General features: G+C 63.2%; 23 protein-coding genes and 2 tRNA genes. 15 read left to right on the top strand and 10 right to left on the bottom strand.

What is annotated here, in order from left to right:
- Positions 1-30: 30 nt before the first annotated feature.
- Positions 31-106, bottom strand: a tRNA-Thr gene (locus tag DKB74_RS13990).
- Positions 107-284: 178 nt separating this feature from the next.
- Between DKB74_RS13990 and DKB74_RS13985 the strand changes: the two genes are divergently transcribed.
- The 4 genes from DKB74_RS13985 (at position 285) to DKB74_RS18840 (ending at position 7,933) form a co-directional block, all read left to right on the top strand.
- Complete coding sequence (locus tag DKB74_RS13985; protein ID WP_109808837.1) at positions 285-1,556, top strand: PAS domain-containing protein; 1,272 nt, start codon at positions 285-287, stop codon at positions 1,554-1,556.
- Between the two features lie 88 nt (positions 1,557-1,644).
- Entirely contained in the window at positions 1,645-6,264 is a 4,620-nt protein-coding gene (locus DKB74_RS13980) for an NAD-glutamate dehydrogenase (RefSeq protein WP_109808756.1), read from the top strand.
- 105 nt (positions 6,265-6,369) lie between these two features.
- Positions 6,370-7,536: a glycosyltransferase gene (locus DKB74_RS13975; RefSeq protein WP_109808755.1), complete on the top strand. Its 1,167-nt coding sequence runs from the start codon at positions 6,370-6,372 to the stop codon at positions 7,534-7,536.
- Between the two features lie 67 nt (positions 7,537-7,603).
- A complete protein-coding gene (locus tag DKB74_RS18840) occupies positions 7,604-7,933 on the top strand; it encodes a hypothetical protein (RefSeq protein ID WP_145961008.1) in 330 nt (109 codons plus the stop codon).
- Between the two features lie 77 nt (positions 7,934-8,010).
- Here the strand turns inward: DKB74_RS18840 and DKB74_RS13965 are convergent, their stop codons facing one another.
- Genes DKB74_RS13965 through yajC form a run of 4 tightly spaced genes read right to left on the bottom strand, consistent with a single transcriptional unit; the run spans position 8,011 to position 11,270 of the window.
- Positions 8,011-8,382 carry an Mth938-like domain-containing protein gene (locus DKB74_RS13965; RefSeq protein ID WP_109808753.1) on the bottom strand — a complete coding sequence of 124 codons (372 nt, stop codon included), beginning with the start codon at positions 8,380-8,382 and terminating at the stop codon, positions 8,011-8,013.
- Positions 8,382-9,347 carry a protein translocase subunit SecF gene (secF, locus tag DKB74_RS13960; RefSeq protein ID WP_109808752.1) on the bottom strand — a complete coding sequence of 322 codons (966 nt, stop codon included), beginning with the start codon at positions 9,345-9,347 and terminating at the stop codon, positions 8,382-8,384. The genes DKB74_RS13965 and secF overlap by 1 nt, the downstream gene beginning before the upstream one ends.
- A gap of 1 nt (position 9,348) precedes the next feature.
- Positions 9,349-10,929, bottom strand: coding sequence for a protein translocase subunit SecD (gene secD, locus DKB74_RS13955; protein ID WP_109808751.1), 1,581 nt, complete (start codon positions 10,927-10,929; stop codon positions 9,349-9,351).
- Complete coding sequence (yajC, locus tag DKB74_RS13950) at positions 10,929-11,270, bottom strand: preprotein translocase subunit YajC (RefSeq protein WP_109808750.1); 342 nt, start codon at positions 11,268-11,270, stop codon at positions 10,929-10,931. The genes secD and yajC overlap by 1 nt, the downstream gene beginning before the upstream one ends.
- Positions 11,271-11,532: 262 nt before the next feature.
- Between yajC and DKB74_RS13945 the strand changes: the two genes are divergently transcribed.
- The 11 genes from DKB74_RS13945 to DKB74_RS13895 all read left to right on the top strand — a co-directional run bounded on the left by DKB74_RS13945 (position 11,533) and on the right by DKB74_RS13895 (position 23,179).
- Positions 11,533-11,609 (top strand) — tRNA-Pro (locus tag DKB74_RS13945).
- A 237-nt stretch (positions 11,610-11,846) separates the two neighbouring features.
- Positions 11,847-13,472, top strand: coding sequence for an FMN-binding glutamate synthase family protein (locus tag DKB74_RS13940; RefSeq protein ID WP_109808749.1), 1,626 nt, complete (start codon positions 11,847-11,849; stop codon positions 13,470-13,472).
- A complete protein-coding gene (locus DKB74_RS13935; protein WP_239987522.1) occupies positions 13,469-14,440 on the top strand; it encodes a mechanosensitive ion channel family protein in 972 nt (323 codons plus the stop codon). The genes DKB74_RS13940 and DKB74_RS13935 overlap by 4 nt, the downstream gene beginning before the upstream one ends.
- 54 nt (positions 14,441-14,494) lie before the next feature.
- Complete coding sequence (locus DKB74_RS13930; RefSeq protein WP_109808748.1) at positions 14,495-15,301, top strand: class II glutamine amidotransferase; 807 nt, start codon at positions 14,495-14,497, stop codon at positions 15,299-15,301.
- Between the two features lie 39 nt (positions 15,302-15,340).
- Positions 15,341-16,687, top strand: a complete 1,347-nt coding sequence (locus DKB74_RS13925; protein ID WP_109808747.1) for an APC family permease — start codon at positions 15,341-15,343, stop codon at positions 16,685-16,687.
- A 135-nt stretch (positions 16,688-16,822) separates the two neighbouring features.
- On the top strand, positions 16,823-18,538 hold the full coding sequence (locus DKB74_RS13920; RefSeq protein WP_109808746.1) for a thiamine pyrophosphate-dependent enzyme: 1,716 nt from the start codon (positions 16,823-16,825) through the stop codon (positions 18,536-18,538).
- Between the two features lie 67 nt (positions 18,539-18,605).
- Positions 18,606-19,025, top strand: coding sequence for a hypothetical protein (locus DKB74_RS13915; protein WP_109808745.1), 420 nt, complete (start codon positions 18,606-18,608; stop codon positions 19,023-19,025).
- 101 nt (positions 19,026-19,126) lie between these two features.
- Positions 19,127-20,077: a cytochrome c oxidase subunit II gene (locus DKB74_RS13910; RefSeq protein ID WP_145961006.1), complete on the top strand. Its 951-nt coding sequence runs from the start codon at positions 19,127-19,129 to the stop codon at positions 20,075-20,077.
- Positions 20,074-22,179 carry a cbb3-type cytochrome c oxidase subunit I gene (locus tag DKB74_RS13905; protein WP_109808743.1) on the top strand — a complete coding sequence of 702 codons (2,106 nt, stop codon included), beginning with the start codon at positions 20,074-20,076 and terminating at the stop codon, positions 22,177-22,179. Before DKB74_RS13910 ends, DKB74_RS13905 begins: the two co-directional genes overlap by 4 nt.
- A complete protein-coding gene (locus tag DKB74_RS13900; RefSeq protein ID WP_109808742.1) occupies positions 22,176-22,802 on the top strand; it encodes a cytochrome c oxidase subunit 3 in 627 nt (208 codons plus the stop codon). Before DKB74_RS13905 ends, DKB74_RS13900 begins: the two co-directional genes overlap by 4 nt.
- On the top strand, positions 22,799-23,179 hold the full coding sequence (locus DKB74_RS13895; protein ID WP_109808741.1) for a cytochrome o ubiquinol oxidase subunit IV: 381 nt from the start codon (positions 22,799-22,801) through the stop codon (positions 23,177-23,179). The genes DKB74_RS13900 and DKB74_RS13895 overlap by 4 nt, the downstream gene beginning before the upstream one ends.
- Positions 23,180-23,482: 303 nt before the next feature.
- On the opposite strand, the gene grxD is transcribed toward DKB74_RS13895, so the two are convergent.
- From grxD to leuD, 5 genes are all read right to left on the bottom strand, one after another.
- Entirely contained in the window at positions 23,483-23,809 is a 327-nt protein-coding gene (gene grxD, locus DKB74_RS13890) for a Grx4 family monothiol glutaredoxin (RefSeq protein WP_109808740.1), read from the bottom strand.
- A 3-nt stretch (positions 23,810-23,812) separates the two neighbouring features.
- Positions 23,813-24,052: a BolA family protein gene (locus DKB74_RS13885; RefSeq protein WP_109808739.1), complete on the bottom strand. Its 240-nt coding sequence runs from the start codon at positions 24,050-24,052 to the stop codon at positions 23,813-23,815.
- 4 nt (positions 24,053-24,056) lie between these two features.
- Entirely contained in the window at positions 24,057-24,380 is a 324-nt protein-coding gene (locus tag DKB74_RS13880) for a DUF1476 domain-containing protein (protein ID WP_109808738.1), read from the bottom strand.
- Between the two features lie 113 nt (positions 24,381-24,493).
- On the bottom strand, positions 24,494-25,495 hold the full coding sequence (locus tag DKB74_RS13875) for an NADPH:quinone oxidoreductase family protein (protein WP_109808737.1): 1,002 nt from the start codon (positions 25,493-25,495) through the stop codon (positions 24,494-24,496).
- Entirely contained in the window at positions 25,458-26,087 is a 630-nt protein-coding gene (gene leuD / locus DKB74_RS13870) for a 3-isopropylmalate dehydratase small subunit (RefSeq protein WP_109808736.1), read from the bottom strand. The genes DKB74_RS13875 and leuD overlap by 38 nt, the downstream gene beginning before the upstream one ends.
- Positions 26,088-26,147: the final 60 nt, after the last annotated feature.

Here is a 26,147-nt window from a genome sequence, read left to right as displayed (position 1 = left end):
AGGTTTTTTGGACGTTTCAGGAAGGGGAGATGGTGCCGCTTACAGGACTCGAACCTGTGACCCCCGCATTACGAATGCGATGCTCTACCAGCTGAGCTAAAGCGGCCCGGGGCTCTCCGGCGGATTCGCCGGGTGAGGCGGCGGCGCTTACCAGCAGTGTGGCGGCCTGACAAGCGCCACGACGATGTTCGACTGCGTATCCGCAACTTTACGCGTCGTTTACCACACAGGGTGCACAAGGCCGATACCGGATTATGGGCATATTGCCCGAGTGGAGCATGCGCATGGATATGGCCCCCCGCGGACTCAGCGATCGCAACGACCGCCGGCGCGAGGATGAAGACGACGCCGCGATGACCGATCGACCGCTCGATATCGGCACCGACGAGCGTCGGATGCACGTGCGCGCCTATAACCATTGGGTGTCGTTGCTGCGCAGTCGTGCCTATCCCTCGATCGAAGATCTCGATCCGGGTAATATCGCCGATTTCGGTCCGCACAGCGTGCTTCTCGATTTCAGCGACGGTGTCGAAAATCCAGCGATTCGCTATCTCGGCGCCGCGTTGCGCGACGAATGCGGCGTCGACGGTTCGATCCGGCGAATCGCCGAAGTGCCCAGCCGGTCGCTGCTGTCGCGACTGACCGATCATTATCTTCAGATCATCGCGAATCGCGCGCCGATCGGATTCGAAGCCGAGTTCGTAAGCCAGCGCGGGCACAACACGCTGTATCGCGGCATCCTGATGCCCTTTTCGTCCGATGAAGACACGATCGACTTCATCTATGGCGTGATCAACTGGAAAGAGATGGTCGACGCGGAAACGCAGGCCAAACTTAATGCAGAGGTTGCGCAATCGCGCCGCACGGCGCCGCGCCCGATGCCCGCCGCGCCGGTCTGGGCCGACGGCCCCAGCGCCGGCATTGCCAATGACGACGCGATCGAAATGCCGGCGCCGGCATCGCTGCCCGCCAGCCTTTCCGATCGCCTGATGCTCGCGCGCGAATCGGCGGCGGCGGCGCGCGCGTCGGATACGCGCAGCCGATCGGCGCTCTATCGCGCACTCGGCCGGGCCCATGATTTCGTCTGCGCGATCGATGCGGATGCGGCGGGATATGCCGCGATGCTGAAAAAGGCCGGGCTCAAGATGCAGGAGCGTGCGCCGATGACGCCGGCGGTGAAGCTGGTCTTCGGCGTGGATTACGACAAGACGCGCGTTACCGAATTCGCCGCGGTGCTTGCGCATGCGCGCCGCAACGATGTGCCCGAAGGCGGCCTCGACGCATTTCTCGATTCGGCCGATGGCGGCATCAAGGGAATCGTGAAGGCCGAACGCGCGCTGCGCCGCCCGGCAAAAAAGCCCGGTGGCTTTGCCCGGGCCGCCGAAGAACTGCGCAAGCGTCCGGTGCTGGCGCATGTGCCGATCGCGACCGAGGGGGGCGATGAATTCGTCGTGCTGCTCGCGCGCAATGACGGCAAGGGCGCGCTCGACATTCTGGCATCGATGGGCGCCGACAAGGCCCCGGTCGAGCGTCTGATGATGCGCGCGATCCGCTGAAGTTTTTCGCGCGTAAATCCCTGCCTACGCACATTCTCTGACCCTCTAGCGGGTTGAGAAGTAAGGTCGGCGGGCGCATAGCGCGTGCATGAAAGTAACAAGAGACTCGCTGGCAAAAGCGATCGAGGAGAAGCTCACCGACGGCGCACTGCCCGGTGAGCTGGAGGGATTTGATGAGGCGGCCCGGGCTGAAGCGTCCGGCTTCGTCGCCGAAGTAGCTGCGAAGCGTCCGCCCGGTGAGGCAGGCGTCGCCATGCGCAGCTATCGATCCGGCGACAGGCGGATGCTGCAGCTTGCCGTCGTCAATGACGACATGCCGTTTCTGGTTGCGACGATCGCATCGGCGATCGTGTGGCGCGACCTGCTGGTCCACCGCATTCTCCACCCCGTCATCCATGTAACGCGCAACGACGACGGCGAAGTCACCGACATCGGTGAGGGCGAGCCCGAATCGATGATCTATATCGAGATGGAGCGTGCCGACGCGCGCGTGCGCCAGGCCATCGTCGCCGATATCACCGATTCGCTGCACCATGTGGCCAGCGCCGTTGGCGACTGGCGCAAGATGCAGGCGGCGATGCTCGACGATGCCGACAAGCTGGGCAATGGCGAAGGCGCGACGCTGATGCGCTGGTTCGCGCAGGGCTATATGACGCTGCTCGGCCATGAAATCTGGTTCGCCGATGGACGCACCGACGATCAGATGGGCATTGCACGGCACAAGATGGCCGCGCCGATTCTGGCCGAACGTTCGCGCCAATTGGCGATCGAATGGTTCGAAAGCTGTGGCGCTGCCCCGCTGCTGCTAAAATCCAATTGCATTTCCACGGTGCATCGCCGGGTTCCGCTCGATCTGGTCGTCACGCCGATCAACAAGGGGGATAAGGTCATCGGCCTTTCGCTCTATGCCGGACTGTGGACCAGCGGCGGGCTGCACATGCCGACCGATCAGGTGCCGGTGCTGCGCGAGCGGCTGGCCAATCTGGAGGCTGCGTTCGGCTTCGATCCGCGCGGCCATACCGGCAAGGCGCTGGTCCATGCGCTCAACACGCTGCCCAATGATCTGACGACGGCATTCCCGTCGGATTCGCTTGAGGAGCTGGCGCTGATCGCCATGTCGATCGCCGACCGTCCCCGGCCCAAGCTGGCGCTGATCGAAAGCGCGCTCAGCCGCCACTTGTTCGCCTTTGTCTGGTTGCCGCGCGACGATGTTTCGACCGCGCGGCGCGAAGCGATCGGCGACATGCTCGCCGATGCGGCAAACGCCGATCTGCTCAGCTGGTCGATCGCGCTTGAGGACGGCGCGGTGGCGCTGGTCCGCTATATGCTCGACCTGCGGCATGGCGGGCGCAAGCCCGACACCCAGGCGCTCGATGCCGAAATCGAAAAGATGGTGCGCGGCTGGGCTCCTGCCGTCGAAGCGGCGCTGGCCGATATCGTCGGCGAAGGCGCAACGCGGCTGGCGCTGCGATATGCGACGTCGTTCCCGGCGGGCTATCGCGCCACGCACGCGCCGGAGGAAGCGGCGCAGGACATTGCCCGGCTGGCCGATCTCAATTCCGATGCGGATCGTTCGGTGCGGATCACGCCGGTTTCGGGCTCGCGCAATGTCTTCCGGCTCAAGCTCTACCGCCTCGGCGGGTCGCTGCCGCTTTCCGACGCCGTACCCACGCTCGAGCATTTCGGCTTCCGCGTATTGGAAGAGGTCCCCACCCGGCTGGGCGACATCACCGATGCGTTCATCCATGATTTCGAAGTGTCGCTACCCGCCGAAAGCGCGGAACGCCTGATGGCGGATTCCGGCCCGGTGGAAGCCGCGATCGCAGCGGTACTGGGCGGTCAGGCCGAAAACGACGCCTTCAACCGGCTGACCGTCGATCTGGGGCTCAAGCCGCTGGCGGTTACCATGTGCCGCGCCTGGTTCCGCTATCTGCGCCAGACCGGAAGCAGCTATGGCCTGCTGACCGTCGTCGACGCGCTTCGCCGCGCGCCCAAGGTGACGGCGGCATTGATCGACCGGTTCGAACTGGCGCACGACCCCGCCCGCCAGCCGGCAACCGAAGAAGCGATCGCACAGGCCGACGATCGCATCATCCATGGGCTGGATGAGGTTTCGGCGATCGACGACGACCGGATCCTGCGGTCGTTCCGCGGCGTGATCGCGGCGACGCTGCGCACCAACGCCTTTTCGCCCGCCTGTGCCGAGGCATTGGCGTTCAAGCTCGATAGTGCGCAGGTTCCCGGCCTGCCCAAGCCGCTGCCGTGGCGCGAAATCTTCGTGTATTCGCCCCGCGTCGAAGGCATCCATCTGCGCGCCGGCCCGGTTGCGCGCGGCGGCCTGCGCTGGTCCGACCGGCGCGACGATTTCCGTACCGAAATCCTGGGCCTGATGAAGGCGCAGCGCGTCAAGAACGCAGTTATCGTGCCGACCGGCGCAAAGGGCGGTTTCTATCCCAAGCAATTGCCAGACCCGCGTAAGGACCGCGATGCCTGGTTCGAAGAAGGCAGAGAAAGCTATCGCGTCTTCATCCGCGCGCTGCTGTCGATCACCGACAATATCGTGAAGGGCGATGTCGTCCACCCCGAGAGCGTGACGATCCTCGACGGCGAAGATCCCTATTTCGTCGTCGCGGCGGACAAGGGCACCGCCACCTTCTCCGACGTCGCCAATGCGATCGCGATCGATCACGGCTTCTGGCTGGGCGATGCCTTCGCCAGCGGCGGCAGCCATGGTTATGACCATAAGGCGATGGGAATCACCGCGCGCGGTGCCTGGGTCTCGGTCCAGCGCCATTTCCTCGAAATGGGCGTCGATGTGCAGACCGATCCGGTGCGCGTCGCCGGATGCGGCGACATGTCGGGCGACGTGTTCGGCAACGGCATGCTGCTTTCGAAATCGATCAAGCTGTGCGCGGCATTCGATCACCGCCATATCTTCCTCGACCCCGATCCCGATCCGGCGAAAAGCTGGGACGAGCGCAAGCGGATGTTCGAACTGCCGCGTTCGAGCTGGGACGATTATGATCGCGACCTGATTTCGAAGGGCGGCGGCATTTTCGCGCGCACCGAAAAATCGATCCGGCTGACGCCCGAAGTTCAGGCGATGCTCGATATCGAGGAAAGCGAAATGGAGCCGGCTGCGCTCATTTCCGCGATCCTGCGCGCGCCGGTCGACCTGCTCTGGTTCGGCGGCATCGGCACCTACATCAAATCCTCGCATGAAAATAATGTCGAGGTGGGCGATCCGGCCAATGACCGGCTGCGGATCAATGCCGATCAGTTGCGTACCAAGGTGATCGGCGAAGGCGCCAACCTGTCCACCACTCAGGCCGGCCGCATCGAATTTGCGGCTGCCGGCGGGCGGATCAACACCGATTTCATCGACAATTCGGCGGGCGTCGATTGTTCGGATAACGAGGTCAACATCAAGATCGCGCTCAACCGCGAGATGAATGAAGGCGACCTGCAGTTCGACGATCGCAACGACCTGCTCGCGCAAATGACCGATGATGTCGCGGCGCTGGTGCTTGAGGATAATCGCCTGCAAACGCTCGCGCTGTCCTTCATGGAAAATGACGGTTCGGTCGCCCTGCCCTCCTATGTCCGGGTGATCGAGATCCTCGAAGCGTCGGGCAGGCTCGATCGCGCAGTCGAGGGGCTGGCGGCGAATGACGAACTGCTCCGCCGGGTGCAGGAAGGTCGCGGCCTGACGCGGCCCGAACTCGCGGTGCTGCTCGCCACTGCCAAGCTGGCGCTGCAGGACGCAGTCGAAGCCACCGATCTGGGCAGCGAGCCGCTGCTCGAACCCGATCTGTTCGCTTCCTTCCCCGAAGCGATGCGCGAACGATTCTCGGACGCAATCGAGCAGCATCGGCTGCGCGGCGAAATCATCGCGACCAAGATCGCCAATCGCGTCGTCAATCGGCTGGGCGTGCTCCACCCGTTCGAATTGGCCGAGGAAGAAGGCGCTGCGATGGGCGACATCGCAAAGATGTTCATCGCCGCCGAACGGCTGTTCGGGCTCGAGGAAGTCTGGCAGGCGATCGAAACGACTGCGATGTCGGAAGAGGCGCGTATCGCGCTGCTCGACGAAGTCGCAGTGGGCGCGCGCAGCCAGATCGCGGACCTGCTGCGCACTGCCCGTTCCGACGAAAAACTGTCCGACGTCATCCGGCGGCTCGAAAAGGGCATCGCCAATCTCGATCGTCAGGCAAAGGCATTGCTGCTTGAGGAAGTGCGCGCACATAGCGGCCGGATTTCCGAAAAGCTGGAGGCTGCCGGGGCGCCGCCCGAACTCGCCGCCCGCGTGGTCCGCCTGTTCGAACTCGACGGCGCGGTCGGCCTTGCAGATCTGGGCGAACGCCAGGGCATCGACGAAACCGTGCTGACGCGCGCCTTCACGCATCTGGGTCAGGTGCTCGGGCTCGACTGGGCCCAGGCCAATGCCGCCCGCATCAACACCGGGGATCCCTGGGAGCGTCTGCTGATCGCAAGCCTGGCGCGCGATTTCCAGCAGCTCCGGCTCGATTTCCTGGCGCGGCGCGACGGCACCGATCCCGAAGCGGCAGTCGACGCATGGCTGGAGGAGAACGCTCCCCGCGTCGAACAGTTCGTGCAGGTGGTACAGCGCGCCAAGCTTTCCGCCACGCCCAATGCGGCGATGCTGGCGCAGATTGCCGGGCAAGCGCGGGTGCTGCTGGGACGCTGACCTGACCGAAACACGCTTTGCCTGAGCCTGTCGCATCATTCGACAGGCTCAGGCAAAGGCAGGCGATTCGCGACTCGGTAAGCTTCGCGCGCTAGGCTGGGCGCCATGCTGCGCATCCTGACGCTTTCCACGCTGTTCCCCGACGTTTCGCGCCCCAATTTCGGCGTGTTCGTCGAACAGCAGACGCGCGCCATCGCCGCCCGCGACGATCTCGACATACGCGTGGTCGCGCCGGTCGGGCTGCCGCCCTGGCCGCTGGCGCGGCATCGCCGCTATCGCCCGCTACAGGCGCTGCCCCGGCGTGAGGCATGGCACGGACTGGACGTTTTCCGCCCGCGCTTCGTCAATATCCCCGGCACCGGTGGCCGGTTTCACCCGACGATGCTCGTCCGCGCGCTTCGCCCGCTGGTGCGGAACATCCGACGCGACTTCCCCTTTGACCTGATCGCTGCCGAATTCTTCTATCCCGACGGTCCCGCCGCGATTGCGCTGGGCCGCGAATTCGGCGTGCCGGTATCGATCAAGGCGCGCGGCGCCGATATCCACCATTGGGGCACGGCGCCTGCGACGCGCGACATGGTCCTCGCCGCGGGACGCGCTGCATCGGGCTGTCTCGCCGTATCCAACGCGATGCGCGACGACATGATCGCGCTGGGCATGGACGGCAACCGGATCGAGCGCAGCCTGACCGGAGTCGATGCAGCGCGCTTTCACCCGCGCGACCGGGCCGGCGCCAAGGCGGCGCTGGGCATATCCGGCCCGCTGGTGCTGTCCACCGGGGCGCTGATTGCGCGCAAGGGCCATGACATCGTCATCGACGCAGTCGCACGCCTTCCCGGCGTCGCGCTGCGGATCGCCGGCGAAGGTCCGGCGCGCGCGCAATTGCAGGCACAGATCGACGCGCTGGGCGTCAACGGCCGGATACAGCTGCTGGGCAGCGTGGCGCATGACGTCATGCCGCAATGGCTCGCCGCCGCGGACGTGATGGCGCTGGCTTCCGCATCGGAAGGGCTTGCCAATGCCTGGGTCGAAGCACTTGCCTGCGGCACGCCGATCGTCATCCCCGACATCGGCGGCGCGCGCGAAGTGATGGTGCCGGGCGCAGGTGCGCTGGTCGAGCGAACCGCCGATGCCTTCGCTGTCGGCATTACCGACATAGTCGACAATCCGCCCGCAACTGCAGCGATATGCGCCGCCGCCCAGCCGTTCAGCTGGCAGGCCAATGCCGCGCATCTTTCGGACTTTTACCACCGACTTGTCGCCGCCGGCTGAGCTTGTGCGTGTCATGGCCTTGTAACACAGTGCGAAAAGGCCGATCTTGCAGGCGAAGGAGCTGACCATGGCCAAGAAGAAATCGAAGAAGGACAAGGGCCCCAAGCCGATCCTCCCCAAGGAGATTGCGGGGATCAAGGTGCCCAAAAAGCTGCGCAAGCAGAGCGGCAAGATCGCCGAAATCGCACGCAACCCCGTCGTCGCCGAACTGGTGGCAGTCGGCCTTGCGGCATTTGCGGCGGGGATGCGCGATCACAAGGCCAGGCCTGCCAATGCCCCGGAAGCACCGCAGCCGCCCGAAGCACCCAAGGCTCCCAAGGCTCCCAACGCTCCCAAGGCGGCGCCCAAAGCGCCCCGCGCTCCACGCACGCCCCGGAAGCCGGGAACAGCTGCCTAAGCCCCCTCCCCTTCAGGGGAGAGATATGAAGGCTTGCCAGCCGAAGTTGAGAGGGGCCGCGCCGCAACGCAGCGGCTTCAATCGAGCGGGTAGAGCGCCCCGGCGATCCAGCGCTGTTCGGCGCGCAGCATGCCCCAGGCACGCGCCGCCGCGCGGCTGTCCATCACTTCAACGCCGATGCCGCGCGCCGTCAGTGCCTGGGTAAAGGCAGCCGGCGGCCGGACGAGCGAAGCCCCGGTGCCGAGCAGCAGGAATTCCGGTTGCGGATCGAGCGCCAGCAGCGGCGCGACATCGCCCTCGCCCAGTGCATCGATCGACGGCGGTGTCCAGCTATCCGCGCGCACAGGCGTCAGCACCAGCGCGCGATACGCGCCGCCATCGACCACGAAACCGCCGCCGGAAAAGCCGGAAATCACCGGCCCTTCCGCGCCCATGCGGTCCATCCGCATCAGGGAAGCTCTTTGGCCTTCACCCGTTCGGCACCGGCAGGAGCGCTGTCCTTCGGCACGAAGCTGTGCGGTCCGACCTTTGCCCAGATCAGGATCGGGTTGGCGATATAGATCGACGAATAGGTACCGATAACGATGCCGAGCAGCATCGCGATCGAGAAGCCGAAGATCACTTCGGGGCCCACCAGCACCAATGTCGCCAGCGCGATGATCAGCGTCAACGACGTGACGATGGTGCGCGACAGCGTTTCGTTGGTCGACAGGTTGAGCAGCGGAATGATTTCCATCTTGCGATATTTGCGCAGATTTTCGCGGACACGGTCATACACGACGATGGTGTCGTTCAGCGAATAGCCGATGATCGTCAGGATCGCCGCGACGATGTTCAGATTGAACTCAAGCTGGGTGATCGCAAAGAAGCCAAAGGTGATCGCCACGTCGTGCGCCAGCGAAAAGAGCGCGCCGATGCCGAATTGCCATTCGAACCGGATCCAGATGTAGACCGCGATCGCCGCCATTGCGAGGCCAAGCGCGAGCGCGCCCTTCTGGAACAATTCCTGCGAAACCTTGCCAGACACGGTATCGACCGATCCGATCGTCGCCCCCGGCCAGGTCGTGGTGATGAATTCGCGCAGGCGGTTGCCTTGCTGATCGGTGGCTTCTGCGCCGCCCTTGGGAAGCGGCAGGCGAATCGCGACGTCGCGGTCGCTGCCGAACTGCTGGATCGCGCTTTCGCCCAGACCCAGCCCGTCGATCTTTTCACGCACCTGCGACACCGGCACCGACTGGGCAAAGGTGACGCGCACCATCTGGCCGCCGGCGAAATCGACGCCGAAATTGAGGCCGCGAATGGCAACCAGTGCGATCGAGCCGACGATCAGCAACACCGAAAGCGCCATGAACACCGTGCGCAGGCGCAGGAAATCGATGTTCGTATTTTCGGGTACGAGTTTCAGCGGACGCATATCAGAGCACCAGTTCCTTGGGCCGCTTCTTCAGCCAGCCAGACACCATCAGGCGCGTAAAGGTCACGGCCGTGAACACCGACGTCACGATGCCGATCGTCAGCACCACCGCAAAGCCGCGGATCGGGCCGGAGCCGAAGATGAACATGATCGCCGCCGCGATGACATTGGTGATGTTGGCGTCGAAAATCGCGCGGCTGGCTTCCTTATAGCCGAATTCGATCGACTGAAGCACGTTGCGCCCGCGCCGTTGTTCCTCGCGGATACGTTCGTTGATCAGCACATTGGCATCGACCGCCGCACCGATCGTCAGCACGAAGCCGGCGATACCCGGCAAGGTGAGCGTGGCGTTGAACAGCCCCATCACCCCGATGATCATCAGGATGTTCACGATCAGCGCGATCGTCGCATAGACGCCGAAGCGGAAATAGGTGATCAGCATGAACGCGATCACCAGCGCGGTGGCGAGAATTGACGCGAGCGCGCCCTTGTTGATCGAATCGGCGCCCAGTTCCGGGCTGACCGTCGACTGATCCATCACCTGCAGCTTGATCGGCAGCTTGCCCGATCGCAGCGCAATGGCGAGCTGATTGGCGCTTTCGACCGTGAAGCCGCCCGAAATACGCGCCTGACCGCCGATGATCGGCTCATCGATGCGCGGCGCGGAAATCACGACATCGTCGACGATGATCGCGAACGGCTCGCCGGTATGTTCGGTGGTGACGCGTGCAAAACGGCGCGTGCCCGCGCCATTGAGCGTCAGTTGCACCGTCGGCGCGCCGGTCTGTTGATCATAGGCCTGATTGGCCTTGGTCAGCATATCGCCGGTGATGATCGCCTGACGCTCGACAACGATCGGCGACCCGTCTTCATATTTCAGAACCTCGCTGCCGATCGGCGCGATACCCTGCAATGCCTGCGCCGGATCCGCCTTGGTATTCACCAGCTTGAATTCCAGCTGCGCAGTCTTGCCGAGCAGTTCCTTGAGCTGTGTCGGATCGTCCAGACCCGGCACCTGCACGACGATACGGTCGCTGCCCTGACGGATGATCGTCGGTTCGCGCGTGCCGAGTTCGTCAATACGACGGCGGACCACTTCGGTCGCGTCGCCCATCGCCTGATCGATCGCGCTGGCCACGCCCGCGCTCGTCTGAGTCAGCACGACCAGCGTGTCGTCGCGAACCTGAAAGTCCCAGGCGCGCTGACCCTTGTCGTTGCTCAGCAGCGGCAGGAGCCGTTCGCGCACGACATCGACCTTGGTCGCGTCGCGCACCATGAAGCTCAGTTCGCCGCCGCGCATCGAAATCTCGCCGATATCGATTCGCGGATCGCGCTTCAGTTCGGTGCTCACCACGCCGCGCATCGTTTCAAGGCGCTTGGTCTGGAAATTCGCCGTGTCGCCTTCGAGCAGCAGATAGCTGCCCCCGGCAAGGTCGAGACCCAGATTGACCGTCGGCAGCGGCGTCGTGCCGAACACCGAATTGCGCACCGATCCGGGCAACAGGCTCGGCACGGACAGCAAAACGAAGACGATGATCGCCGTCCAGGTCAGCGTCACCTTCCAGCGCGGGAAATCCAGCATCAGTCGTTCGCAGGCTTGCCGCCGAGCGGCTGGACTTCGGCGAGCGTCGCCTTGACGACCTTCACCTTCATGCCCGGCGCCACTTCGACTTCGACATATTGATCGTCGGTCTTGGTCACTTTGCCGACCAGACCGCCCGCGGTGATGACGGTGTCACCCTTCTTCACCGACGCAATCGCGTTCTGAAGCGTCTTCATCCGCTTCTGCTGCGGCCGAATCATCAGGAAATAAAATGCGACGAAGATGAGGATGAGCGGGAGCATGCTGACGATGCCCGCCATGGTGCCTCCCTGCTGGCCTGCAGCACCGGCCGCCTGCGCATATGCTGGTGAAATGAACATGGGTTCCCGATTGCCTGGGTTCGAAAGGGCAAAATGCCCCGTTTCAAGCGGCGCGCGCTATCACGGGTAGCGCGCGGGCGCAACTATGGACCGTGTGCCGCACGCGGCGGACCGTAGCCGCAGGTCAGGCCGGCGCTCCGAAATCATGGCAGCGGAACCGCGCATTTCGCCCGGACAAGGGGATTCGCCGAATCCGGCAACGCCACCCATTCTCTAAGGCTTGCATCCGCGCGGACTCCCGCCTAGATGCCTGCGCCTCGGTCGGGGCGTAGCGCAGCCTGGTAGCGCATCACACTGGGGGTGTGGGGGTCGCAGGTTCGAATCCTGTCGCCCCGACCATTTCAGATCGGCATGTTCCGCGCGTATTCAGACGCGACTTTGCGGACCGCCGACCAAGACCCGCAATCACCCGATCCTCTCTCGCCCCGGCGGACGCAGCGCATAGTGTCGTCCGCCCGGCGCCTTGTGCGTGACTTAGGACCCGGGAAACCCGACCGCAGCGGCGTATCGAACTTTACAGGGAACGCTTCGGACCCGTACCGGTTAGCGCAAGGGCGACAGAAAGGGGCGTTTTGCATGGTGGTGCGTGGATTGTTTGCGGACAAGGGTCTGGAGCGGAATCTCGGTTTCTGGATCCCGTTGCTTCTGGTCATACTGATCGCGGCTCTGGGGCACTGGGTTGCAAAGGCCTTTTTCTGGGCACTCATCGTCGTCGTGCCGCTGCTGGCCATTGCCATCTGGGACCTGTTTCAGGACCGGCATTCGCTGCGGCGCAATTATCCGCTGACGGCACGCTTTCGCTGGCTGTTCGAGGATCTTCGGCCCTTCCTGCGCAGCTATATCGTCGAAGGTCCGCTGGAAGGCCGGCCCTATGACCATGTCTCGCGCGCGCTCGTCTATGCGCGAGCGAAGAAGCAGGAGGATGCGCACCCGTTCGGTACCGAGCTCGACGTCTATTCCGAAGAATATGAAGCGCTCTGCCATTCGATCAATCCCAACCCCAGGGCACCCAAGCGGACGCGCGTGAAGGTCGGCACCGATCAGTGCAGCAAGCCTTATGAAGCGGCCCGGCTCAATATCAGCGCGATGAGTTTCGGCGCGCTGGGCAACCATGCGATCGAGGCGCTGAATATGGGCGCGAAGATCGGCGATTTTTATCATGACACCGGCGAAGGCGGCCTGTCGCCCTATCACCTCAAACATGGTGGCGACGTCGTCTGGGAAATCGGCTCGGGCTATTTCGGCGCGCGCGACAAGGACGGCAATTTCGATCCCGGCGCCTTTGGCGAGAAATCGCAGCACGATCAGGTCAAGATGACCGAGATCAAGCTGAGCCAGGGTGCCAAGCCCGGCCATGGCGGCCTGCTTCCGGCAGCCAAGGTGACCGAAGAGATCGCCAGCACCCGCCAGGTCCCGGCGCATCAGGATTGCCTGTCGCCGCCCGGTCATTCGGCCTTTTCAACGCCGCGCGAAATGCTCGAATTCGCCGCGAAAATGCGCGAGCTTTCGGGCGGCAAGCCGGTCGGCATCAAATTGTGCGTCGGCATGCCGCATGAGGTTTTCGCGATCTGCAAGGCGATGCTCGACAGCGGGATCACGCTCGACTTCATCGTCGTCGACGGTGGCGGTGGGGGCACGGGCGCCGCGCCGCTCGAATTGTCGGACCATGTCGGCCTGCCGCTGCGGATCGGCCTTTACTACGTCAACAATGCGCTGATCGGCACGGGATTGAAGGACAAGATCAAGCTGGCGGCATCGGAAAAGGTCTTCTCCGGTTCGGCGATCGCGATGAATGCCGCGCTGGGCGCCAACTGGTGCAACGCCGCGCGCGCGTTCATGTTCTCGCTCGGCTGCGTCCAGTCACTGCGCTGCCATACCGGCACCTGCCCGACCGGAGTCGCGACCAGCTCCCCTGCCCGCCAGCGCGGCCTCGTCATCCCCGAAAAGGCGCAGCGTGTGGCCAATTTCCAGTCGAAGACGCTCGACAGCCTGCACGACATCGTCGTCGCCTGCGGTCTGGATTCGCCCGACGATTTCACTCCGCGCCACCTGCGCCAATGGAAGAATAATGCCGAGATGATCCCCTGGTCGCAGATCGTCCATGAGGTGGCGCCCGGCAAGCTGCTGCACGAACCCGACGATACGCCTTTTGCCGAATATTGGCGGATGGCCGATCCCGATACGTTCAAGCCGACGCTATGATCGCATCCCTGCTGAACGCCAAAGCGGGGTCGGTTCCGGCAGCGTCGCCGTCACCCGGCGCACCGGATTCGCCCAGGCTATTGGCGGATCTGACGCATTTTCTCGATCCCAATCATTTCTGGGGCGCGATGGCGCTCGGCGCCCTGTTCCTGGCCTTTGGGCTGGCGCTGACCAAATTGCTGCGCCGCGCGCTCAAGACGCTGATCGATCATGATCCCAAGGAACATATCGACCGGATGACGCTCAGCTTCATTTCGAACCTGTCGACCTTCATCATGTGGATCGTGCTGGCGCTGCTGTTCTGCCACGCGGTCCCCGCGCTCAACAAGCTGACGACCTCGCTGCTCGCGGGGGTCAGCATCGTGTCGGTGGTCATCGGCTTTGCCGCGCAATCGACGCTGGGCAATCTGGTGTCCGGCATCAGCCTGGTGATCTACAAGCCCTTCCGCCGCGGCGACCGGTTGCAATTGACGACGCCGACGGGACTGGAAACCGGCATCGTCGAGAATCTGTCGCTCGGCTACACCGTGCTGCGAACCTTCGACAACCGCCGCATCGTCCTGTCCAACGGGACCATCGCCAATCAGATCATGATCAACCTGTCGTCGATCGATCCACGGGTCATCATGTCGCCGACGATTTCGATCGGATATGATTCCGATATCGACAAGGCGCGCGCGATCGTGCTGGAACTGGCGCAGGCGCATGCCGATGTGATCGAAGTGGTCGGCTGTCCGGTGATATCGCTCGGCGCGTCGAGTGTGGATTTGTCGCTGCGCGCATGGTGCCGCGATTCCGCCACCGCCAAGGCCGTCGAGTATCAATTGCTCGAAGATATCAAGAAGCGGTTCGACGAAGCGGGTATCGAGATTCCCTATGCGTATCAGAATGTGGTGCTGAGCGGCGCGATCGCCGGCGACGCGGTGCAGCCGGGCGGTTCGTCCGCCAGCGGGGCGAAGGGCGATTGATTCGCGCGCCGCGAAATGGCTGGAGCAATAGCTTGAAAGACGGAAGGCCGACGCATGTGTGAATTATTTGCGATGAGTGCGTCGGTGCCGCACACGGTCCGCTACGAACTCGATCTCTTTGCCGCCGAAGGGGGTGAAAAGCATCGCAATCGCGACGGCTGGGGCATCCTGTTTGCGCAGGATCGCGATGCCTATCTGTTCCGCGAACCCGATCCGGCCGCGACCAGCGAATTGTCGCGGATGGTGGTTCGCAACGAGCATCCGTGTAAGCATCTGATCGCGCATGTGCGCAGAGCCTCTAGGGGCAAGCCGGCACTGGCGAACACCCATCCGTTCGACCGCGTCGTCAACGGCCGGCGCCATGCCTTTGCGCATAATGGCGTCCTGCCGGGGATCGAAGATCGCGAAGACGCGCGCGCATTCATCGCGCAGCGGATTGGCGATACGGATTCCGAACTCGCCTTCCTGATGCTGCTCGCCCGGCTGAGCCGTGCGGACGCGACGGATGTTAAGGCGCGGCTCGACGTGTTTGCGCGCTTTTCCGCCGAGATGCGCGAGCTGGGCAGCTCCAACTTCCTGTTCTTCGATGGCGAATACCTGTTCGTCCACGCCGACCGGCGGCGTTTCGAAACCGAAGACGGGTTGACCGAGCCGCGCGAGCCGGGGCTCAATATCCGCAGCTTCGACGACAGCCATCGCGGCTCCCGGTGGGAGACATCGGGTGCCAGCATCAAGGAAATTTCCGGCCCGCTGCATCTTTTCGCCTCGGTGCCGCTCGACCCCGAAGGGTGGGAGCCGCTGGCTCGCGGCACCTGCGTATTGCTGAAGGACGGCGCAATCCACGCCCGCCGCCACGGCTAGAATGGGCAAGGTGTTGAAACTCGGCACGAAAGATCGGGCATGAACAAGACGGGTAAAGTCACACTCTCGCTGGTCGAGGTGACCTCGCTGGGCGTGGGGACGATGATCGGGGCGGGGATTTTTGCCCTGTTCGGTCAGATCTCCACTCTGGCGGGCGGCTATGCCTGGGCCGCGTTCATCCTGTCGGGGATCGTCTCTGCACTGGCGGGCTATGCCTATTACGACCTGTCCAAGATATCGAACACCAATGGCGGCGTGGCCGAGTATCTGACGCGCGGCTGGAACGGCAGTCTGATCGGCAGCACGATCTCGTTCTGCTATTTCCTCTCCATCGCGATCGTCCTCGGCCTCGTGGCCGAGAGTTTCGGGCATTACTCCGCCAAGGTCCTCTCGATCGGCTCGGGCTGGGTCGACTATTTCGCGATCGGGGTGATGCTGGCATTCCTGCTGATCAACGCCACGGGTATCAAGCTGATGGGCGTGGCGGAAAAGATCCTCGTGATTGCCAAGCTGGTCGTGCTGGTCGGCTTCACGATCCTGGTCTTTACCCATTTCGATCCCGCGACTTACGCGGCCAATGACAGCGCGGTCAGCTTCAGCTTCGGCAATTTCGTCAACGCCGTGGCGCTGGCGAACCTGTCCTTCGCCGGGTTCGCGGTCATCGCGAATGCGGGTGGCAGCGTGAAGAACAAGGCGGTTATCGCGAAGGCGATCTTCATCGCCATTCTGGTGGTCGGCGCGGTTTACGTTGCGCTGGATGTGGCAGTTTTCGGCGCGATCGACCTGTCCAAGATCGAGAGCGCGAAGGATTACGCGCTGGCCGCTGCGGCGCGGCCCGATCTGGGCACGACGGGTTTCGTGATCATCGGCATCACCGCGATGGTTTCGACGATGACCAATATCAACGCGAACATCTTCTCCGGCTCCAACACGATCGGATTCATGGCTCGCCATAACGAGGTGAGCCCGGTGCTGGCCAAGCCGCTGTTCCTGCGACAGGGCAATATCGCGATGGTCGCGACGGTCTGCATCGTGATCGTCATGATCATGCTGCTCGACCTGTCGCAGATCGGCGATGTCGCCAGCGCCACCTTCCTGCTGGTGCACACCTTCATCCCGCTGGGCGCGGCGCTCAGGAGTCAGGAGGGGAAGGGTGGTCGCCTCGCGCTGCTGTGGCTGGCGACGCTGGCGAATGGCGCGTTGTTGCTGTTTTTCCTTTGGCACCTGTCAGGCAAGCACGATCTGGAAATTTATGTCTTTGCCGGGATCGTGGTGTTCGCAGTGCTGTTTACAGGCATCAGCAGGAAGATTCTTGGCGAGGTTTCGATCGAGCCTGCCCCCGATGACGCGGAGCCGTCGGGTGGCAGCGCATCGGCCAGGGGCTGAATGCTTCGTGTGGCGGGGCGCAACACCTGCCTGCCTCGCAAAAAACCGCCATGTCGACCCTGTTCGATACGGCAATTTTGGTCTGACTTTACCGCCTGATCCGTGGCGATAGGGCGCAATGGCGAAAGGAATAGAATGTCGAAGAAAGTGGCGGATATCGTCGTTGATGCCCTGCAAAAGGCAGGGGCGAAACGCGTTTACGGAATTCCCGGCGATACCATCAATCATTTCACCAACGCCGTCGCCAAGAGCGACCTGCGCTGGATCACCGTCCGCCATGAAGAGGCCGGCGCTTTCGCGGCTGGCGGCGAATCCTACATGACCGGCGAATTGTCGGTCTGCGCCGGGACATGCGGCCCAGGTTCACTGCACTTCGTCAACGGCATTTACGAAAGCCACCGCAACGGTGCCCCGGTGCTGCTGATCGCGTCCGACGTGGCGCGCACCGAAGCCGGCTTCGACTTCCCGCAGGAAGTCGATCAGAAGAAGATTTACGAGCAGCACTCGCACTTCTGCGAATATATCTCGCATCCCTCGCAGGCGCGCCGCATCGTCACCAAGGCCGCGCAGGCCGCGCTGAACAAGAAGGGCGTCGCGGTCGTGATCGTGAACGGCGACATGTTCACCGAGAGCGACGAGGATGCGATGGACTGGGAAGTCTATCGCCCGCAGCCGGTCAGCCGTCCGAACGATGCCGAGATGGCGGAGCTGGCCAAGATGGTCGACGCCGCAGGCAAGGTATCGGTCTATGCCGGGATCGGTGCACGCGATGCGCGGGAGGAGATCATGGCCTTCTGCGAGAAGGTGAAGGCACCGATGGTGCACACGACCCGCGCGAAAGAGTTCCTCGAACCCAACAACCCCTACAACGTCGGGGTAAACGGCATTCTCGGCAACAAGGCGGGCGTGGAAGCGCTGGAGGATGCCGATCTGGTCATCACGCTGGGCTGCGACTTTGCCTACACCCAGTTCTATCCCGAGGCGAAGAAGATCGTGCAGATCGACGTCGATCCGACGCATCTGGGCCGCCGGTCGGCGATCAACCTCGGCCTTGTCGGCGATGCCAAGACGACCCTTGCCGCGCTAACCCCGCTGGTCGCACCGAAATCTCACGACAGCCACCTCCAGACGCATCTCAAGCAGTGGGCCGAAGACCTCAAGGGGTATGAGCATGAGGGCGAGGAGCACGATCCGAGCCTGATCCACCCTCAATTCGTTGCCAACATGCTCGACAAGAAGGCGGCGGACGACGCCATCTTCGTGTCCGATGTGGGCACTTCGATGGTGTGGATGCTGCGGCACCTCAAGGCCAACGGCAAGCGGCGCTTCCTCAACAGCCTGCTGCACGGGACCATGGCGAATGGCTTTCCGCAAGCGATGGGCGCGAAGGTTGCCTATCCCGATCGCCAGGTCATCGCCATGTGCGGCGATGGCGGCATGACCATGCTGATGGGCGACCTGCTGACGCTGGTGCAGGAGGATATCCATCTCAAGCTGGTGGTGTTCCACAACAACACGCTCGGCTTCGTGGAGATGGAGCAGCGCGTCGAAGGGCTGGTCGATCACTTTACCGGGTTGCACAATCCCGACTTCGCCAAGCTGGCGGAAGCCTGCGGCTTTGCCGGATGGCATGTCGAGAATGCCAATGAACTGGAGCCTGCGATGGATGCCTGGCTGCGCCACGAAGGCCCTGCCCTGCTCGATGTCCACGTCAACCAGATGGAACTCGTCATGCCCCCCAAGGTGGAGGTGTCGCAGGTTGCGGCGACCGCCCTGTTCGGAGTGAAAGCAGTGCTCGATGGCCGGACCAAAGAGGTCGTCGAGCTGTTGCGGAACAATTTCTTGCGATGACCTGCGTTGCAGCTACCCTAGCCGGCAAGGTGCAATGCGCGTCGCCGCGCAAGCCAGGAGAACCAATATGATCCTTAAGTTCAAATACCCGATGCTTGCTCTGCCGCTGGCGCTCGCAGTTTCGGCCTGCGGCAGCCCGCAGGCAACGAACGAAGAACAGACTGCGACGGTCACAGCCGATCAGCCGGGTTTCGAAAACAATTCCGCCACGCCGTCCGAAGCGCGATCGCAGGCGACGACGCTTGCCGATCGCCTTGCTTCGGGCAATTTGAACCGCGACGAAGCCACCGCCGCGCTCGAACAGCTTGATGGCCTGATCAACGACAATATGGCTGAATTTCCAGAGGATATGCGAACGGCTCTGGCCGGGGACATTCAGTCTGCACGCGATGCCCTCGCGACCGGAGACATGGGCGGCCTGCAGGAAGCGGCCACCCAGATTCAGAACACGCTGTCCGGTGCGGTTGCTGCCCCTGACGCCGGTTGAATGACCGACAGCGCCAATCGGTTCAATGCCGCGACGGAGCGCCCGGATTGGGGGCGTTCCGTCGCGCGATCTTTCTGGGTCATGGGGTGAGGCCGGGTTTGATGTCCTGGGCTAAAATCGGGGCGGGCTGCGTGCTGGCATGGCTGGCCACGGATGCCGCCATGGCATCGGCGACGCTCCAGCAGAGCTTTCTCCAGCCGATGGGTCCCGTCGCAGCGGAACAATTCACGCATCTGCTGCGGGTCGTCGGCATCACCATGGTCGTGATCCTGCCCGTGCTCGTCGGCGTGCCGTTCATCCTCTGGCGCTATCGCTATGCCAGGCCGCGCGGCGATTATACGCCCCAATGGGAATTTTCGAAGCCGCTCGAATATGCCCTGTGGGGCGTGCCGGTGCTGGTCGTCATCGTGCTGGCAAGCTGGCTTTGGTACTCCACGCAGAAGCTCGATCCCTACAAGCCGGTCGGGCCCGAATCGTTGCGGGTACAGGCGATCGGGCTCGATTGGAAATGGGTGTTTATCTACCCCGAAGAAGGCATTGCGACGGTGGACGAACTGGCAGTGCCGGTCGGGCGGCCGGTGGAGATCACGCTGACGACTGACACGGTGATGCAGAGCCTGCTGATCGCCCCGCTGACCGGACAGATCTATGCGATGCCGGGGATGACGACGAAGCTCAATTTTTCCGCCACCCGGCCCGGCGAGGCCGAGGGCGAGAATACCCAGTTCAATGGCAGCGGTTTCGGTCGCCAGAAATTCACGGTGCGCGCGCTCGCGCCGGCGGACTATGCGTCCTGGGTCGCGCGCGGCAGAAGCGGCCTTGTGCTCGATGAAAACAGCTATGCCATGTTGCGGCGCCAGACGGTTCTGGCCGATGCGCGTGGTGATCTGGGGCTCGACAAGCGCGCCGAACCGATCGTCATGACGCTCGGCCAGCGCGACATTTTCCGGCAGATCGTCGCGAAATATCACCAGCCCGGCGGCGCATCCGCGGGCGGGCGCTGGGGCGGCACCGGGCTGCCGCAAACCGGCACGACGGGGGCGAGCGAATGAGCGGGGGGACCAGCCCGATCTTCGGCAATCTCGACTGGAACGTAACGCCCTATACCGATCTGCTGCGGGACGTGAACAGCAGCACGATTGTCGGCGCTGGTGCGGCGAGCGTGCTGGTTCTGGGCGGCATCGCCACGCTGCTATTGTTCAGCTGGATGCGCTGGTGGGGGCCGCTCTATCGCAATTGGCTGACGTCGCCCGACGCGAAGAAGATCGGCATCATGTATATCGCGCTGGCGCTGGTCATGCTGGCGCGCGGCATCATCGAAGGCTTTGTGATGCGCGCGCATCAGGCGACTGCGCTCGGCACTTTGGCGCAGCCGGAGGGCGGGCTCGTCGCGCCCGATCATTTCGCCCAGCTGTTCAGCACGCACGGCACGATCATGATCTTCTTCGTCGCGATGCCGCTGCTGATCGGCCTGATAAACTTCGTCCTGCCGCAACAGCTTGGCGCGCGCGACATGGCCTTTCCGGTGCTCAATCAGGTCAGCCTGGGCCTGACCGCAGCGGGCGCCGGGCTTATCATGATTTCGCTGCTGGTGGGCCAGTTCGGCACTGGCGGGTGGACCATGTACCCGCCCTATACCGGCAAGATTTTCAGCCCCGGCGAGGGAGTCGATTACTGGCTCTGGGCGATCCTGATATCGGGCATGGGATCGACGCTGACGGGGATGAATTTCGCGGTCACGATCTTCAAGGAACGCGCGCCGGGCATGCATTTCATGCGCATGCCGCTGTTCTGCTGGACCTCGCTCTGCGTCGCGATCATGCTGATCTACGCGATGCCCGCGCTGACCGTGTCGAGCGCGATGCTGGCGCTGGATCGCTATGCCGATTTCCACTTCTTCACCAATGACGCCGGCGGCAACATGATGAATTACGCCAACATCTTCTGGATGTTCGGCCACCCGGAGGTCTACATCCTGATCCTCCCCGCGTTCGGGGTATTCTCCGAAATCAGCTCCACCTTCTCGGGCAAGCGGCTCTATGGTTACACCTCGCTGGTGATCGCGAGCATGAGCATCGCGGTGATCAGCTTCACCGTCTGGCTGCACCATTTCTTCACCATGGGGCAGAGCGCGGGTGTGAACATCGCCTTTGGCATCGCGACCATGATCATCGGCATTCCGACCGGCGTGAAGATCTATGACTGGATGGCGACGATGTGGCGCGGCCGCGTGCGGATCACCACGCCGATCGTCTACCTGACCGGCTTCTTCCTGCTGTTCGTCATCGGGGGATTGTCGGGCATCATCCTCGCCAATCCGTCGATCGACTATCAGGTCCATAATTCGACCTTCCTCGTCGCGCATTTCCACAATGTGATCATTCCCGGCGTGCTCTACGGCATGCTCGCGGGCATCCATTACTGGTTCCCCAAGGCCTTTGGCTTCCGGCTGAGCGAGACATGGGGCCGGCGCACGGCCTACCTGTTCGTCGGCGGGTTCGTCTTCACTTTCATGCCGCTCTATGTGCTCGGCCTGATGGGCATGCCGCGCCGTTCACCCACCTTCCAGAACCCGGATTTCATGCCGTGGATGTATATTGCGGCGTTCGGCGGGGTGTTGATGCTATGCGCGCTCGCCAGCCTGACCTGGACCTTCTGGACCAGCTATCGCAACCGCGCGGCCTTGGCGGTGCCCGGCGGCGATCCGTGGAACGGTTCGACGCTCGAATGGTCGACCCCTGCACCGGTGCCCGAATGGACCTTCCCCTGCATCCCGCAAGTCACGGCACGCAATGAATGGGGTGAGCGCAAACGCGCGGGCGACCCGTGGCAGGCACCCGCCGAATATACCGACATCGAAATGCCCGCCAATACCGCGCACGGGCTGCTGATCGCGATTGCGGCCTTCGCGCTCGGCTTTGCCATGGTGTGGCATATCTGGTGGCTTGCGATCCTTAGCTTGCTTGCTATTCCCGGCATGGTCGCCTTGCGCGGAATGCGCGTGATCGAGCCCACGATCATTCCGGCCGCCGAAGTGGAGCAAGCCGATCGCCGGTTCCGGCAACAAATTGCGAGCCTGACGCCCGTTACCCGCGCCGACGAAGAGACCGAGCGCAATCGCGGCGTCCCCGATATTTCGGAGTTCGCAGGATGAGCGAGAGCAACCTTTATCCCGGACTGAACCTCGGCGACACGCATGGCGAGGCACATGATCAGGCCGAAACCACGGTGTTCGGTTTCTGGGTGTTCCTGATGAGCGACCTCATCATCTTCGGCATCCTGTTCGCCGCCTATGCCGCATATCTCAATCCGATGGGGCTGGCGGGCGGACCCGGGCCGAACGACCTGTTCGACATCAAGAGCGTCGCGATCCAGACGGCCTTCCTGCTTGTCGGCGGCGTCGCCTATGCCGGCGTCTCGCTGGGCGTCAAATATAAGAAAGGCCGCGCAAAACTGGTCGCCTGGCTGTTCCTGTGCGCGATGCTGGGCACAGGATTCCTGTTCTTCGAAGTGAAGGATTTCCTCTCCCAGGCGAGCGAGGGTGGCACGCCACAGGCAAGCGGCTGGCTGAGTGCCTATTGGGCGCTGGTGGGCCTGCACGGCGTGCACGTCTTTTCCGGGATAATGTGGATTCTCGCCATGATCGGCCAGATCGCGACGCGCGGCATCGATGACGTGGTGAAGGTCCGCCTGTCGATGCTCGGCGTGTTCTGGCATTTCCTCGACCTGATCTGGGTCGGGATCTTCTCCTTCGTTTTCCTGGTGCCGCTCGCATGACCAAACCGAACACCGGAGCGCTCGATCCGCAGCAAAGCGCGAACAGCGAAATCAAAAGCTATGCCACAGGCTTCGTCGTCAGTCTGGCGCTGACGGTCGGTGCCTTCGCTGCGCTGCTGTCCGACCTGCCAGCGACATGGAAGGTCGCGCTGATCTGCGTCGCCGCGCTGCTGCAGATCGTCGCGCACCTGCGCAACTTCCTCCATCTCAGCTTTTCCGGCCGGCAGTCGCGCGAGGATCTGTTGCTGGTGCTGTTCTCGGTCAGCCTGCTCGCGATCATGGCGGGCGGCACCTGGTACATCATGTCCGACCTTTCCGGGCGTATGCATCAGGCGAGCGACAGCAATGCCGCGACGCATGATGTTCCGACGCGCTGACGGGCCTGTCGGGGAAGTTTACAACACCCCCTGCGCGGCGGCCGCAATTAACCATTGAAACGTCTGGAATTTGGTCGCCGCCAGCAGTTGGCACGCCCCCTGCAACGTCGTTGTCGCACCGAGCGTTTCCACGCTTCAGCAGGGCGGGTCGGCCAGCTTTCCGGTCTCGCGTCGACCCGCCCGCACCCGGTGTTTCCATAGGAACGATACGCATCCCCGGCGGCGTTGGCGGGCGAACAGCAAAACGCCCGCGTCACGGGGACACGGGCGTTTACATTTGCAACGGTCAGCCGTCGGCTGCGCTCAGGAAACGAGGCCCTTGGCCTGCATCATTTCGGCCAGTTCGCCCGATTCGTACATTTCCATCATGATGTCCGAACCGCCGACAAACTCACCCTTCACATAAAGCTGGGGGATGGTCGGCCAGTCGGAAAAGCTCTTGATGCCCTGGCGCACCGCCTGATCCTGCAGCACATCGACGCTTTCGAATTCGACGCCGAGATGATTGAGAATCGCGACCGCACGGCTCGAAAATCCGCACTGGGGAAACAGCGGGCTGCCCTTCATGAAAAGCAGTACCGGGCTGGCATCGACCAGTTCCCGAATGCGCTGCTGGGTATCCTCGCTCATATTCTACTCCTCTACCGGCGCTGCGGTAACAAGTTGCAACGCGTGCAATTCGCCGCCCATGCGTCCGCCAAGCGCGGCATAAACGGCGCGCTGTTGCTGCACGCGCGATTTGCCGCGAAAGCTCGCGCTTACGACACGCGCCGAATAATGATCGCCGTCTCCGGCCAGATCGGTAATCTCGACCTGCGCGTCGGGAATCCCTTCGCGGATCAGCGCTTCGATCTCGGCAGCGGGCATCGGCATCGGATTATTTCGATTCCATCAGCTGGCGGCGCGCCTCGACGGCCTTTTCCTCGATCGCCAGCCGGATCGCGGCTTCATCGGTGGTAACGCCAGCCGCAGTCAGGTCACCGACCAGCTTGCGCACCACGTCTTCGTCGCCGGCTTCCTCGAAATCGGCCTGGACCACCGCCTTGGCATAGGCGTCGGTTTCCTCGGGCGTCAGCTTCATCTGTGCCGCCGCCCATTCGCCGAGCAGCCGGTTGCGCCGCGCGGTCACGCGAAACGCGATTTCCTCGTCGCGAGCGTATTTCGCTTCAAATGCCTTCTCGCGATCGTCGAAACTGGTCATGCGCCTGAGCCCTTACAAAATAGCCTGCTTTGCGCCCGAGATAGGAGAGTGGCCCGACGATGACAACGGGGTGCATGGCGCAAAACCGCCTGCCGCCCCGTCACCCGGCACGGTTATTCGGCAACGCGGACCACCAGCTTGCCGACAGCCTGCCGCGCCGCCATCTTCGCGATCGCCTTGCCGCCATCGGCAAAGGGGAAGATGTCGGTGACCCTGGGCGCAATGCTTCCCTCGCTCCACAAGCGGAACAGATGCTCGACATGCGCGGCATTGGCGCCGGGATCGCGTGCCGCGAATGCGCCCCAAAATACGCCGCGGACATCGCAGCTTTTGAGCAGCGTGAGATTGAGCGGAAGCTTGGGAATGCCGGCGGGGAAACCGATCACCAGATAGCGGCCTTCCCACGCGATCGCACGCAGCGCGGGCTCGGCATAATCGCCGCCGACCGGATCATAGATCACATCGGCGCCGTTCGGGCCGACGGCTTGCTTGAACAGATTGGCGACTTCGCGCGACTGTTCCTTGTCGAACGGCGCGCGCGGATAGATGATGGCCCTGTCCGCACCGGCCTCTTTCGCCGCCTGTGCCTTTTCCTCGCTCGACACGGCAGCGACCACGGTCGCGCCGAATGCCTTGCCCAGTTCGATCGCGGCCAGCCCGACGCCACCCGCCGCGCCCAGTACGAGCAGCGTCTCGCCGGCTTTCAGCTTGCCGCGGTCGAGCAGGGCATGGATCGTGGTGGCATAGGTGAGCAGCAATGCCGCACCATCTTCGAAACTGCGCCCTTCGGGCAGGGCATAGAGCTTGTCGGCCGGCGCCGCGATCTTTTCGGCCAGGCCGCCATGGCCGAGCACCCCGATCACGCGATCGCCGGGAGCGAACTGAGTGACGCCCTCCCCCACCGATTCGACGATGCCGGCAATTTCACCGCCCGGCGCAAAGGGGCGCGGCGGCTTGAACTGATATTTGTCCTCGATGATCAGGACGTCGGGGAAGTTGATCGAGCAGGCCTTGACCGCCACCACCACTTCGCCCTTGCCCGCAGCGGGATCGGGCAGCTCTTCGATCTTTAGAGTTTCAGGTCCGCCCGGCGCCGTGGACAAAAGTGCTTTCATTGCCTGCTCCTACCTTGATCCAGGGCCGCGCACTGGCAACACCGGATTCGTATTTCGAAATCGCGGTATCTTTTGACAGGGTCAGTCCGACTTCGTCCAGTCCCTCCAGCAGGCATTGACGGCGAAACGGGTCGAGGTCGAAGGTGAAACGGTCCTGGAAGGGCGTGGTGACGGTCATGGTTTCCAGATCAACGGTAATCTCATTGCTTTCGGCAACTTCGATCAGGCGATCGACGGCTTCCTGCGGCAACACCACCGGCACGATCCCGTTCTTGAAGGCATTGCTGGAAAAAATGTCGGAAAAGCTTGGCGCGATCACGGCGGCAACGCCCATATCGGCCAGCGCCCAGGCGGCGTGTTCACGGCTCGACCCGCACCCGAAATTCTCGCCCGCGATCAGGATCGGCGAACCGGCATAGCGCGGATCGTCGAACACATTGCCCGGTTCCGCGCGCACGGTTTCGAACGCACCTTTCGCAAGGCCCGAACGCAGCACCGTCTTCAGCCAGTGCGCGGGGATGATCACGTCGGTGTCGACGTTCTTGGCGCCCCAGGGATAGGCGGTACCGGCAACTTGACGGACAGGCTTCATGGCTAGCGATTCCAGGTTATGGGAAGGGGTTCGCCCCTAGCGTGGCCGGGGCGTTGCGAT

Source organism: Stakelama portus, assembly GCF_003171655.1.
Lineage (GTDB): Bacteria > Pseudomonadota > Alphaproteobacteria > Sphingomonadales > Sphingomonadaceae > Sphingomonas > Sphingomonas portus.
This window is presented reverse-complemented; position numbering and strand designations above follow the sequence as displayed.

Excerpts from the sequence above, each read along its gene's own strand:
- DKB74_RS13980 (WP_109808756.1), top strand. The coding sequence starts at position 1,645 with ATGAAAGTAACAAGAGACTCGCTGGCAAAAGCGATCGAGGAGAAGCTC.
- DKB74_RS18840 (WP_145961008.1), top strand. The coding sequence starts at position 7,604 with ATGGCCAAGAAGAAATCGAAGAAGGACAAGGGCCCCAAGCCGATCCTC.
- DKB74_RS13880 (WP_109808738.1), bottom strand. The coding sequence starts at position 24,380 with ATGACCAGTTTCGACGATCGCGAGAAGGCATTTGAAGCGAAATACGCT.
- DKB74_RS13920 (WP_109808746.1), top strand. The coding sequence starts at position 16,823 with ATGTCGAAGAAAGTGGCGGATATCGTCGTTGATGCCCTGCAAAAGGCA.
- DKB74_RS13915 (WP_109808745.1), top strand. The coding sequence starts at position 18,606 with ATGATCCTTAAGTTCAAATACCCGATGCTTGCTCTGCCGCTGGCGCTC.
- DKB74_RS13905 (WP_109808743.1), top strand. The coding sequence starts at position 20,074 with ATGAGCGGGGGGACCAGCCCGATCTTCGGCAATCTCGACTGGAACGTA.
- DKB74_RS13985 (WP_109808837.1), top strand. The coding sequence starts at position 285 with ATGGATATGGCCCCCCGCGGACTCAGCGATCGCAACGACCGCCGGCGC.
- leuD (WP_109808736.1), bottom strand. The coding sequence starts at position 26,087 with ATGAAGCCTGTCCGTCAAGTTGCCGGTACCGCCTATCCCTGGGGCGCC.
- grxD (WP_109808740.1), bottom strand. The coding sequence starts at position 23,809 with ATGAGCGAGGATACCCAGCAGCGCATTCGGGAACTGGTCGATGCCAGC.
- DKB74_RS13935 (WP_239987522.1), top strand. The coding sequence starts at position 13,469 with ATGATCGCATCCCTGCTGAACGCCAAAGCGGGGTCGGTTCCGGCAGCG.
- secD (WP_109808751.1), bottom strand. The coding sequence starts at position 10,929 with ATGCTGGATTTCCCGCGCTGGAAGGTGACGCTGACCTGGACGGCGATC.
- DKB74_RS13930 (WP_109808748.1), top strand. The coding sequence starts at position 14,495 with ATGTGTGAATTATTTGCGATGAGTGCGTCGGTGCCGCACACGGTCCGC.
- DKB74_RS13940 (WP_109808749.1), top strand. The coding sequence starts at position 11,847 with ATGGTGGTGCGTGGATTGTTTGCGGACAAGGGTCTGGAGCGGAATCTC.
- DKB74_RS13975 (WP_109808755.1), top strand. The coding sequence starts at position 6,370 with ATGCTGCGCATCCTGACGCTTTCCACGCTGTTCCCCGACGTTTCGCGC.
- DKB74_RS13925 (WP_109808747.1), top strand. The coding sequence starts at position 15,341 with ATGAACAAGACGGGTAAAGTCACACTCTCGCTGGTCGAGGTGACCTCG.
- DKB74_RS13875 (WP_109808737.1), bottom strand. The coding sequence starts at position 25,495 with ATGAAAGCACTTTTGTCCACGGCGCCGGGCGGACCTGAAACTCTAAAG.
- DKB74_RS13910 (WP_145961006.1), top strand. The coding sequence starts at position 19,127 with ATGTCCTGGGCTAAAATCGGGGCGGGCTGCGTGCTGGCATGGCTGGCC.
- DKB74_RS13885 (WP_109808739.1), bottom strand. The coding sequence starts at position 24,052 with ATGCCGATGCCCGCTGCCGAGATCGAAGCGCTGATCCGCGAAGGGATT.
- secF (WP_109808752.1), bottom strand. The coding sequence starts at position 9,347 with ATGCGTCCGCTGAAACTCGTACCCGAAAATACGAACATCGATTTCCTG.
- yajC (WP_109808750.1), bottom strand. The coding sequence starts at position 11,270 with ATGTTCATTTCACCAGCATATGCGCAGGCGGCCGGTGCTGCAGGCCAG.
- DKB74_RS13965 (WP_109808753.1), bottom strand. The coding sequence starts at position 8,382 with ATGCGGATGGACCGCATGGGCGCGGAAGGGCCGGTGATTTCCGGCTTT.
- DKB74_RS13895 (WP_109808741.1), top strand. The coding sequence starts at position 22,799 with ATGACCAAACCGAACACCGGAGCGCTCGATCCGCAGCAAAGCGCGAAC.
- DKB74_RS13900 (WP_109808742.1), top strand. The coding sequence starts at position 22,176 with ATGAGCGAGAGCAACCTTTATCCCGGACTGAACCTCGGCGACACGCAT.